Raw genomic sequence first — 11,097 nt, forward strand, 5'->3', positions numbered from 1 at the left:
CCCTACTCAGGCGACCCGCAGGCCTCGGCGCCAGACCTCGGACACCAGTGGGGGGGGGGGGGGGGGGGGGGGGGGGGGGGGGGGGGGGGGGGGGGGGAAAGCCCGGGCCCGGGGCCCGGGGGCCCGGGGCCCGGGGGCCCGGGCTTTCCCTGCGGAGCGTGCTCCGGTCAGGGGGTGCCACTGCTCGCAGTGTGCGGTCTGCGGGTTGGTTGTGGCTTGGCGCGCAGTTCCTCGCGCCCCTTCGGGGCGCCCTACTCAGGCGACCCGCAGGCCTCGGCGCCAGACCTCGGACACCAGTGGTACGCCCGGCCGGTAGGAGAGGTGGACGTGGGAGGGGGCGTCCAGGAGGGCCACGTCCGCTCGGCTGCCCGGCGCGAGGCGGCCGACGTCCGTGCGCCGCAGCGCCCGCGCGCCGCCGGCCGTCGCCGACCAGAGGGCCTCGTCGGGCGTCATGTTCATCTCCCGTACGGCGATGGCGAGGCAGAACGGCATCGACGAGGTGTAGGAGGACCCCGGGTTGCAGTCGGTCGACAGGGCCACCGTGACGCCCGCGTCGAGGAGGCGGCGGGCGTCCGGGTAGACCGCGCGGGTGGAGAACTCGCAGCCGGGCAGCAGCGTGGCGACCGTGCTGCTGTGGGCGAGCGCGTCGACGTCCTCGTCCGCAAGGTGGGTGCAGTGGTCCGCAGAGGCGGCGTCCAGTTCCACCGCGAGCCGCACGCCGGGCCCGTACGAGAGCTGGTTGGCGTGCACGCGCGGGACCAGGCCCTTCTCCTTGCCCGCGGTGAGGATCGTGCGGCACTGCTCCTCGTCGAAGGCGCCCTCCTCGCAGAACACGTCCACCCAACGGGCGTGCGGGGCGCACTCCTGGAGCATCGGGCCGGCCACCAGGGCGGTGTACGCGTCCGCGTCGTGCGCGTACTCGGGCGGGACGACGTGGGCACCGAGGTAGGTGACCTCGTCCACGCCCGACCCGGCCGCCACCCGCAGGGCCCTGGCCTCGTGTTCCGCGCTGAGCCCGTAGCCGGACTTCGTCTCCACCGTGGTCGTGCCCTGGGCGTACATCTCCCGCAGATGCGCGTCCAGGGTCGCCGCCAGCGCCTCGTCGGACGCCTCGCGGGTCGCCTGGACGGTGGTGCGGATGCCGCCGGCCGTGTAGGGGCGGCCCGACATGCGGGCGTTGAACTCCTGGGTGCGGTCGCCCGCGTACAGGAGGTGGGAGTGGCTGTCGACGAAGCCCGGGACGGCGGCCCTGCCGCCCGCGTCGTGAGCCGTGTCGGCGGGCGGCGCCTGGTCGGCGGGGCCGACCCACGCCACCTGGTCGCCCTCGATGACGAGAGCGGCGTTCTCGATGATCCCGAGGGGGCTCCCGTCGCCCTGGGCGGGGTCGTTGGTGACCAGGGCGGCGATGTTGGTCAGGGCCGTTGTCTGGGGCATGGGGTTCCTTGGTGCTGCGGYCTCAGGGCGGGGCCGGGGGCCGAGGCCCCACCCTGCGGGGCGGTCAGGGGCGGAGGGCGCTGATGGCCCCGGTCAGGGCGTGGGGGACGGAGTCCACCAGCGTGTGGGCGCCGTCCCGCACCACGTGGCGGCCCGCCACCACGGTGTGCCGGACGTCGGCGGCCGTGGCGGCGAACACCGCTGTCTCCGCGGCGAGACGGGCGACGGGACCCGCCGTGCGCACCGAGTCGAGGGCGACGGTGGTGAAGTCGGCGAGGGCGCCGGTCTCCAGCCTGCTCGCCTCGGGCCAGCCGAGTGCCGCCTGGCCGCCCTCGGTGGCGGCGCGCAGCAGTTGCCCCGCGGTCCAGTGGCCGCGGGTGCGGCTGGCGAGGCGCTCGTCGAGTTCCAGTGCGCGGGCTTCTTCGAACAGGTCGATGACGGCGTGGCTGTCGCTGCCCAGCGACAACGTGGCTCCGGCCCGGTCGAGCGCGGGGGCCGGGCCGATGCCGTCGGCCAGGTCGCGTTCGGTGGTGGGGCACATGCACACGCCCGTGCCCGTGCGGCCCACCTGGCGGATGTCGTCGTCCGTCAGGTGGGTGGCGTGGACGGCGACGGTGCGCGGGGAGAGCACGCCGTGCTCGGCGAGCAGGGCGGTCGGCGTCATGCCGTGCACGCTCTCGCACGCCTCGTTCTCGGCGGTCTGCTCGGACAGGTGGACGTGCAGGGGCGCACCGCGCTCCTCGGCCCACTGCGCGACGGTGCGCAGCTGCCGTGCGGGCACCGCTCGTACGGAGTGCACGGCGGCGCCCACCCGTACGTGGCCGCCCTCAGGCCGGAAGGCGGCGGCGCGCTCGGCCCAGGCCTCGGCGGTGCCGTCGCTGAAGCGCAGCTGCTGCCGGTTCGGCGGCTCGCCGCGGCCCTTGGGACCGATGCCGGCGGCGAGGTAGGCGGTGTCCAGCAGGGTGATGCGGATGCCGGCGTCGGCGGCGGCGGCGACCAGCGCGTGGCTCATCGCGTTGGGGTCGTCGTAGCGCGCGCCGCCGGGTGCGTGGTGCAGGTAGTGGAACTCGCCCACACAGGTGATGCCGGCCAGCGCCATCTCGGCGTACACCGCGCGTGCCAGCGTGTAGTAGGTGTCGGGGGTGAGCCGGGAGGCCGTCTGGTACATGGCGTCCCGCCACGTCCAGAAGGTTCCCGAACCGACCTGGACGGTGGAGCGCAGGGCGCGGTGGAACGCGTGCGAGTGCGCGTTCGCCAGCCCCGGCAGGGTGAGTCCGCGCAGCACGGTGGCGCCGGGCGGCGGCGCCTCGACGTCCCTGCGGACGGCGCCGAGCCGCCCCTGTGCGGTCACCTCCAGGGCGACGTGCGGCTCGACGGTGCCGTTGAGCCAGGCGAGCTCGCACCAGTAGGTCTTCTCGGCCGGCGCCGCGCCGGGGTCGGGCGCGGCGCCGGCGGCGCCCGGGTTGTTTCGCGTCGTCGTCGTCACACCAGGCCTTCCAGTACGTCGGCGAGCGCGGTGACGCCCGCCGCACAGTCGTCCTCCTCGGCGGACTCGGCGGGTGCGTGCGAGACGCCGGTCGGGTTGCGGACGTACAGCATCGCCGTGGGCACCGAAGCGGACAAAATACCCGCGTCGTGTCCGGCTCCGGTGGGCAGGACAGGAATGTCGTCCCCCAGCAGCGCGGCCATCCGATCGCGCAGCGCGTGGTCGAACTCGACCAGCGGTGTCGCCGACTCGCGCGTCACCCGTACGTCCACGCCGTCGCGGCCCCCGCGTTCGCCCGCCGCGCGTTCGATCTCGGCGACCACGGACGCCAGCGTCTCCTCGTCGGGCGCACGCGAGTCCAGCCAGCCTTTGACCAGGGAGGGGACGGCGTTGACGCCGTTGGGTTCGACCGCCACCTTGCCGAAGGTGGCCAGCGCGCCGGCCAGCCGCGCCTTCTTGCGGGCGGCGAGCACCGTGTTGGCGTAGGTGAGCATGGGGTCGCGGCGGTCCTCCAGGCGGGTGGTGCCCGCGTGGTTGGCCTCGCCGCGGAAGTCGAACCGCCAGCGGCCGTGCGGCCAGATGGCCGAGGCGACCGCGATCGGGTGGTCGGTCTCCGCCAGCGCACGGCCCTGTTCGATGTGCAGTTCGACGAAAGCGCCGATGCGGGCGAGGCGCTCGGGGTCGGGGCCGAGCGCGGCGGGGTCGTACCCCGCCGCCTCCATCGCCCCGGGCAGGGTGGTTCCCTCCGCGTCGCGCAGGGCGTGGGCGCCCTCCACGGTGAGGGACCCGGTCATCAGCCGGGAGCCCACGCAGGCCAGGCCGAAGCGGGCGCCCTCCTCGTCCCCGAAGTTGACGATCGCGAAGGGGCGCGTGAAGGCGGTGCCCCGTTGGCGGAGTTCGTCGTAGGCGGCGAAGGCGGAGACGACGCCCAGCGGCCCGTCGAAGGCGCCGCCGTCCGGGACCGAGTCGAGGTGCGAGCCGGTCACGACGGCGTTCTGGCCGCCCCTGTCACCGGACCACGCCCACTGGTTGCCGTTGCCGTCCACCTCGTAGGCGAGGCCCCTGGATACGGCCTGGTCCCGGAACCACTGGCGGCACTCCTGGTCGGGTCCCGTCCACGCGAAGCGGCGGTAACCGCCCGAGGCCGCCCTGCCGAGGGGCAGCAGCTCCTTCCACATCTGCTGGAAGGACGGCTGCGGTCCCGACGGGGCCGTGGCTCCCGCGTCGGAGGAGGCGGGGTCCATCAGGCGTCTCCCTCGCGCATCGGGACGCGGACGCCGCGCTCGGCCGCGACCGCCTCGGCCTCCGGGTACCCGGCGTCGACGTGGCGGATCACTCCGGTACCGGGGTCGTTGGTGAGGACCCGGTTCAGCTTCTGGCCCGCGAGGGCGGTGCCGTCGGCGACCGTGACCTGCCCCGCGTGCAGGGAGCGGCCCATGCCGACACCGCCGCCGTGGTGGAGCGAGACCCACGAGGCGCCGGAGGCGACGTTGAGCATGGCGTTGAGCATGGGCCAGTCGGCGATGGCGTCGGAGCCGTCGCGCATGGCCTCGGTCTCCCGGTAGGGGGAGGCGACGGAGCCGCAGTCGAGGTGGTCGCGGCCCAGGACGAGGGGGGCCTGGAGCTGCCCGGAGGCGACCATGTCGTTGAAGCGCTCACCTGCGGCGGCGCGCTCCCCGTAGCCGAGCCAGCAGATGCGGGCGGGCAGGCCCTGGTAGTGGACGCGTTCGCCGGCCAGCCGCAGCCAGCGGGCCAGCGACTCGTTCTCGGGGAAGAGGTCGAGCAGCGCACGGTCGGTGGCGGCGATGTCGGCGGGGTCGCCGGAGAGGGCCGCCCAGCGGAAGGGGCCCTTGCCCTCGCAGAAGAGGGGGCGGATGTAGGCGGGGACGAAGCCGGGGAAGTCGAACGCGCGGGTGTATCCGGCCAGCTGTGCCTCGCCGCGCAGCGAGTTGCCGTAGTCGAAGACCTCGGCGCCGGCGTCCTGGAACCCGACCATGGCCTCGACGTGGGCTGCCATGGACTCGCGCGCCCTGCGGGTGAAGTCGGCGGGCTTCTCGGCGGCGTAGGTGGCCATGTCGGAGAAGTCGACGCCGGTCGGCAGGTAGGAGAGCGGGTCGTGGGCGGAGGTCTGGTCGGTGACGATGTCGATGGGGGCGCCCTCGGCGAGCAGCTGGGGCAGTACCTCGGCGGCGTTGCCGAGGAGGCCGATGGACAGCGGGCGGCGGGCGTCGCGGGCCTCGACGGCGAGGCGGAGCGCCTCGGCGATGCTGTCGGCACGGACGTCGCAGTATCCGTGTTCGATGCGGCGTTCGATGCGGGAGGGGTCGCACTCGACGACGAGGGCGACACCGCCGTTCATGGTGACGGCGAGCGGCTGGGCGCCGCCCATGCCGCCGAGCCCCGCGGTCAGCGTGATCGTCCCGGCCAGCGAGCCGCCGAACCGCTTCTCCGCTACGGCCGCGAAGGTCTCGTAGGTGCCCTGGAGGATGCCCTGGGTGCCGATGTAGATCCAGGACCCCGCGGTCATCTGCCCGTACATGGTCAGGCCGAGCTGTTCCAGGCGGCGGAACTCCTCCCAGTTGGCCCAGTCGCCGACCAGGTTGGAGTTGGCGATCAGTACGCGCGGCGCCCACTCGTGGGTGGTCATCACGCCGACGGGGCGTCCCGACTGGACGAGCATCGTCTCGTCGCCGCGCAGGGTGCGCAGGGTGCGGACGATGGCGTCGTAGGAGGCCCAGTCGCGGGCGGCCTTGCCGGTGCCGCCGTAGACGACGAGCTTGTCGGGGTGCTCGGCGACCTCGGGGTCGAGGTTGTTCTGCAGCATCCGCAGTGCGGCCTCCTGCTGCCATCCGAGCGTGCTCAGCTCGCTGCCGCGCGGCGCCCTCACGGGGCGTGCTCCTGCGGTGCTGGTCATATGGCCCTGCCTCCTCGACTCCAACCGAATCAGATCTATTCACTAACCATACGCAGTGAATAGATCTAGTCAACGGGTGGCCCGGTACGAACCGCGAGCGGACCGGGACAGGACCCCGAGCGGACCGGGCAAGGGCCGGGAGCGGGCCGCGCGTGGCAGGTCCGGACCCCGCGCCACGCGCCTCGCACGGCACGGGCGCGGTGAACCGCCAGCGGTGGGACACCCGGAGGGACACGCGGCGGGTACGGCCGTTCAGGACGCCGCCCGGCACGGGAGCGGCCTACCGTCGTCGAAGAGCGCGCCGGCGGCCCGCATACGGAAGCCACGCTCCGGGTACGGCACGTCAGCGCGCTCGCACAGTCCGCACCACCCGCCTCCCTGGCCCCACGCTCACCCCCACGCAGCCCCGGAGAACGACATGTCGCAGATCCTTTTCGTGCTGACCGGCGCTCAGCACTGGACCCTCGCCGACGGCACCCAGCACCCCACCGGCTTCTGGGCCGACGAGGCGGTCGCCCCCTACGAGGCCTTCAAGGCGTCCGGCCACCAGGTCGCCGTGGCCACCCCAGGCGGAGTGGTCCCCAGCGTCGACCAGGCCAGCCTGTCCGCCGACGCGAACGGCGGACAGGACAACGCCGACCGGGTGGCCGCGGGCCTTGATGCCTTCACCGAACTGGGACAGCCGCTGAGCATCGAGGACGTACGGATCGACAGCGGGGGCGGCCCGGCCGGCTTCGACGCCGTCTTCTACCCGGGCGGCCACGGCCCCATGGAGGACCTGGCCACCGACAGCGACTCCGGCACGCTGCTGGTGCGGACGCTGGCGTCGGGCCGGCCGCTGGGCGTGGTCTGCCACGGCCCCGCGGCGCTGCTGGCCGCCCACACCCAGGAGGGCGCCAGCGCGGTGTACGGCTACCGGCTGACGGGCTTCAGCAACGCCGAGGAGGAGCAGGCGGGTTTCGCGAACAAGGCGAAGTGGCTGCTCCAGGACCGGCTGGTCGAGGCGGGTGCCCACTTCGACGAGGGCGAGCCCTGGGCGCCGCACGTGGTGGTGGACCGCAACCTGGTCACCGGCCAGAACCCCGCGTCCGCGGGCCCGGTGGCAGCGGAAGTCATCAAGATGCTCGGCTGAGCCCTCGTCGGCCGCCACCCGCACGGCACCGGATAGATAGGATCTCTCTCCGCAGCGGAAGCCTCAAAACCGGCCGCGGCACGCACACTTGACACGCGCGCCCCCCTCTCGGACTCTTTCATCGGATGTCCGAGAGGGGAGGACCTGTGAGGTCTGTGCTCAGCCGGTCACGACTGCCCGGGCTGCGCGGGGTGTGCGCGGGCGCGGCGCTCGCGCTGCTGCTGTGCGCGGCTCCGGCGGGAGGCGCCGCCGCGTCCGCACCGCCCCAAGCCCCCTCGGCGCACCCGTCCACCGAACGCACCGTCCGCGGCATCCCCGGTGAGATCCCCCGCTCCGCGGACCCGCGCGTCGCGGCGTGGCAGCGGCTGCGGTACGGCATGTTCATCCACTGGGGCCTCTTCTCCGAGCTCGGCGGCGTCTGGAAGGGCAAGCCCGTCACCGAGGGGTACAGCGAGCAGATACAGATGTGGGCGAACATCTCCGGCAAGGAGTACGCCGAGGTCGCGGACCGCTTCCGCGCCGACCGCTTCGACCCCGGCGCCGTCTGCTCACTGGCGAAGGACGCCGGGATGAAGTACGTCGTCATCACGGCCAAGCACCACGACGGCTTCGCGATGTTCGACACCGGCACCACGGACTACGACGTCGTGGACCGCACCCCCTACGGCAAGGACCCGCTCAAGGCGCTGGCCCGCGAGTGCCGCGCGCAGGGGCTGGAGTTCGGTGTCTACTTCTCCCTCGTCGACTGGCACGCGGGCCACTCCTTCGACCCGGACAACAGCAACCCGATCCCCGCCTCGATGGAACCGCTGATCGAGGGGCAACTGCGGGAACTGATGACCGGGTACGGGCCGATCGCCGAGGTGTGGTTCGACATGTCGGCGCCGACGGCCGCGCAGAGCCGCCGCTTCGCGCGTCTGGTGCACCGGCTCCAGCCGGGCGCGACGGTCAGCAGCCGGGTGTGGAACAACGCGGGCGACTTCCGGGTGATGGGCGACAACGAGGTGCCGGACGTCCCCCTGGACGGCGCCTGGCAGACGCCCGCCTCCGTCTACCACGAGACGTGGGGCTACCGCAGCTGGCAGAAGCGCGAGGACAAGCCCGGCAAGATCCGTTCCCTGGTGCGCGGGCTGCTGAGCGTACGGGCCCGCGGCGGGAACTACCTGCTCAACATCGGGCCGCGCGGTGACGGTTCCGTCGTCGGCTTCGAGGCGGACGTGCTGCGCGGCGTCGGCGCGTGGCTGAAGCGCCACCACCGCGCCGGGTTCGAGGCGTCGGCCACCCGCTTCGGCGGGCAGCCCTGGGGCGAGGTGACGGTGGACGGGCGCGAGCTGTACCTCCACGCGGTGCGGCCACCGTCCGACGGGCGGCTGCGGCTGCCGGGCCTGGCGACGCGCGTGGCCGGGGTGGCGGAGGACGGCCCCGGCGGGGCGCGGCTCGACTGGCACCGCGAGGGCGACGACCTGGTGGTCCAGTTGCCCGAGGACCCCGCTGACCCGGTGCTGCCGGTCGTCCGCGTCCGGCTGCGCGGGCCACTGCGCCTCGTCCCCGACGAGACCGTCGACCTGGGTGCGGACGGGCGCGGCACCGTCACGGCGAAGGACATGGAGACCGGGCACGGCTACGCGGACGAGGGCTCCTACCGCTCGCAGCGGCGCACCACCGTGCGCAGCACCGCCTACGTCACCACGGCCCGAGGCGGCCGGGCGGACGTCAGGTTCGCCGGTGAGGCCGACCCCGGCACCTCCTACCGGCTCACCGTCGGCTCGCGCTCGCGGACGCTGAGCGGACGCGCGCTGATGTCGGGCAAACCGCTGTCGTTCTCACTGCCCCGCGACCGTGTCGTCCCCGTCMCCCTCGCCCTCCTCCTCCCGTCCGGCGCCGGCCTCCGCGCCGGAACACGCCACCTCCGCGCCCGGCCTGACACGCCGCCGCCGCGCGGGGCTGCTGATCACCCTCATCCTCGGCGGGCTGACCGCGCTCCCGCCGCTCTCCATCGACATGTACCTCCCGGCGCTGCCGGAGGTCGGCGGCGCGCTCCACGTGCCCGCCGCCACCGCTCAGCTCACCCTCACGGCCTGCCTGATCGGGCTCGCCGTCGGCCAGCTCATCGTCGGCCCGATGAGCGACAGGTTCGGGCGGCGCCGGCCGCTGCTGATCGGCATGAGCGCCTACGTCGTCGCGGGCGTCGCGTGCGCGCTGGCGCCGACCGCCGCGACGCTCACCGTCTGCCGGCTCGTCCAGGGGCTCGCGGGTGCGGCCGGGGTGGTGATCGCGCGGGCCGTGGTCCGCGACATGTACGACGGGCTGGCCATGGCCCGGTTCTTCTCCACCCTGATGCTGATCTCGGGCGTCGCGCCGATCCTCGCGCCCGTCCTGGGCGGTCAGGTGCTGCGCTTCACCGACTGGCGGGGCGTCTTCGTCATCCTGTCCGCCATCGGGCTGCTGCTCGTCCTGGTGGTCCTGCGCAAGCTTCCCGAGACGCTGCCGGCCGAGCAGCGGCACAAGGGCGGGCTGGCCGACGCACTGCGCAGTATGCGCGCACTGCTGGCCGACCGGGTCTTCGCCGGATACCTGCTGACCGGCAGCCTGGCCTTCGCCGCCCTGTTCTCCTACGTGTCGGCGTCGCCGTTCGTCATGCAGGAGATCTACGGTGCGTCGCCGCAGACGTTCAGCCTGCTGTTCATGGTCAACTCGATCGGCATCGTCGCCTTCGGCCAGCTCAACGGCAAGGTGCTGGTCGGCCGGGTCTCCCTGGACCGGGTACTGGCCTTCGGGCTGTGCATGGTGGGCGCCGCCACGGTGGCGCTGCTGGCGATGACGACCGGCGTGTTCGGCGAGGTCGGACTGGCCCCGCTGGCGACGGGGCTGTGCGTGCTGATGTCGGGGATGGGCCTGATCATGCCCAACGCCAACTCGCAGGCCCTGATGCGCACCCCGCACTCCGCCGGGTCCGCCTCGGCGCTGCTGGGCACCTCGCAGTTCCTCGTCGGCGCCCTCGCCTCGCCACTGGTGGGCATCGCGGGGGAACAGACCGCTGTGCCCATGGCGCTCGTCCAGTTCAGCGCGGTGGCACTCGCCACGCTCGCCTTCGTGGGACTCTGCCGCCCATGGCGCGTACGCGACTGAAGAGCGCGGCCTCGCTGGACGGCGCCGAGCGGCGCCGCTTCCAGCGCAAGGCCGGGCTCGCCACCGAACACCTGGCCGACCTGACCGGCGAGATCGACCGGCTGCCCGCCACCGGATGGTGCGCGGGCGCCGTCGTGCTGGCCGGCCGCGGACCGTACGTCGCCGTCGAGCACGCGGCGGGATGGGCGCTGCGGTACTCCGCCTGGGACCCCGAGGCCGGGCGGCCCGTCGAACTGCCGCAGGAAAAGTGGCTGCCGATGCGGCCCGGCACCGTGTTCGACGTGGCCTCCCTCACCAAGCTGTTCACCGCCGTCGCCGCCCTCCAGCAGGCCGAGCGCGGCGCCCTCGACCTGGACGCGCCGGTCATCGCGTACGCCGACCCGCGCGCCGGGCTGGTCACCGATCACGGCATCACCGTGCGCCACCTGCTCACCCACACCTCGGGGCTACGGGCCGAGCTGCCCTTCTACGAGCACAACACCGCCGAGCACGCCGCGCTGCTGTGGTCCGAGAAACCCCTCACCGAGCCCGGCAGCCGGCACCTGTACTCCGACCTCAACATGCTCCTGCTCGAACGGGTGCTCCACCAGGTCACGGGCCGGGCCCTGGACGTCCTGGTACGCGACGGCATCACCAGGCCGCTCGGCATGACCCAGACCCGCTTCTGCCCGCCCCGCTCCTGGCGCTCCCGCATCGCCGCGACCGAGGACCAGCGCAAACCCTGGGCCAAGCTCAACCGGGGCCTGGTCCACGGACGCGTCCACGACGAGAACGCCTACGCCATGGGCGGCGTCGCCGGACACGCCGGACTCTTCTCCACCGCCCACGACCTGGCCGTCCTGTGCCGCACGCTGCTGACCGGCGGCGCCTACGGCCCGGCCCGCATCCTGGCGCCCTCCTCGGTGTCGGCCCTGCTCGACCCGCCCGGCCTCGGCTTCCAGACCGGCGCCGCCTGGTTCATGGGCGAACTCGCGACGCCGGGCCCCGCCCCCGGCCCCGGCC

General features: G+C 73.7%; 7 protein-coding genes and 1 pseudogene. 4 read left to right on the forward strand and 4 right to left on the reverse strand.

From position 1 onward, the window contains the following. Positions 1 to 255: 255 nt before the first annotated feature. The 4 genes from hutI to hutU form a co-directional block, all read right to left on the reverse strand. Complete coding sequence (gene hutI / locus AB8Z75_RS24545) at positions 256 to 1,434, reverse strand: imidazolonepropionase (RefSeq protein ID WP_369205519.1); 1,179 nt, start codon at positions 1,432 to 1,434, stop codon at positions 256 to 258. Between the two features lie 64 nt (positions 1,435 to 1,498). Beyond that, positions 1,499 to 2,920: a formimidoylglutamate deiminase gene (locus AB8Z75_RS24550; protein WP_369205521.1), complete on the reverse strand. Its 1,422-nt coding sequence runs from the start codon at positions 2,918 to 2,920 to the stop codon at positions 1,499 to 1,501. After that, positions 2,917 to 4,164 carry an allantoate amidohydrolase gene (locus AB8Z75_RS24555; protein ID WP_369205523.1) on the reverse strand — a complete coding sequence of 416 codons (1,248 nt, stop codon included), beginning with the start codon at positions 4,162 to 4,164 and terminating at the stop codon, positions 2,917 to 2,919. Before AB8Z75_RS24555 ends, AB8Z75_RS24550 begins: the two co-directional genes overlap by 4 nt. Continuing rightward, positions 4,164 to 5,834 carry a urocanate hydratase gene (gene hutU / locus AB8Z75_RS24560; protein WP_369205525.1) on the reverse strand — a complete coding sequence of 557 codons (1,671 nt, stop codon included), beginning with the start codon at positions 5,832 to 5,834 and terminating at the stop codon, positions 4,164 to 4,166. Before hutU ends, AB8Z75_RS24555 begins: the two co-directional genes overlap by 1 nt. 418 nt (positions 5,835 to 6,252) lie before the next feature. Between hutU and AB8Z75_RS24565 the strand changes: the two genes are divergently transcribed. From AB8Z75_RS24565 to AB8Z75_RS24580, 4 genes and pseudogenes are all read left to right on the forward strand, one after another. Then, positions 6,253 to 6,966, forward strand: coding sequence for a type 1 glutamine amidotransferase domain-containing protein (locus AB8Z75_RS24565; protein WP_369205527.1), 714 nt, complete (start codon positions 6,253 to 6,255; stop codon positions 6,964 to 6,966). A 377-nt stretch (positions 6,967 to 7,343) separates the two neighbouring features. Further along, positions 7,344 to 8,159, forward strand: a pseudogene (locus tag AB8Z75_RS24570) (alpha-L-fucosidase); the annotation flags it as partial. Positions 8,160 to 8,805: 646 nt separating this feature from the next. Continuing rightward, complete coding sequence (locus AB8Z75_RS24575) at positions 8,806 to 10,095, forward strand: multidrug effflux MFS transporter (protein ID WP_369205529.1); 1,290 nt, start codon at positions 8,806 to 8,808, stop codon at positions 10,093 to 10,095. Further along, positions 10,077 to 11,097, forward strand: a 1,021-nt coding sequence (locus tag AB8Z75_RS24580; RefSeq protein WP_369205531.1) for a serine hydrolase domain-containing protein, incomplete at its 3' end; no start/stop codon positions are given. The genes AB8Z75_RS24575 and AB8Z75_RS24580, both read left to right, overlap by 19 nt.

Source organism: Streptomyces sp. PU-14G (assembly GCF_041028275.1).
Classification (GTDB): Bacteria; Actinomycetota; Actinomycetes; order Streptomycetales; family Streptomycetaceae; genus Streptomyces.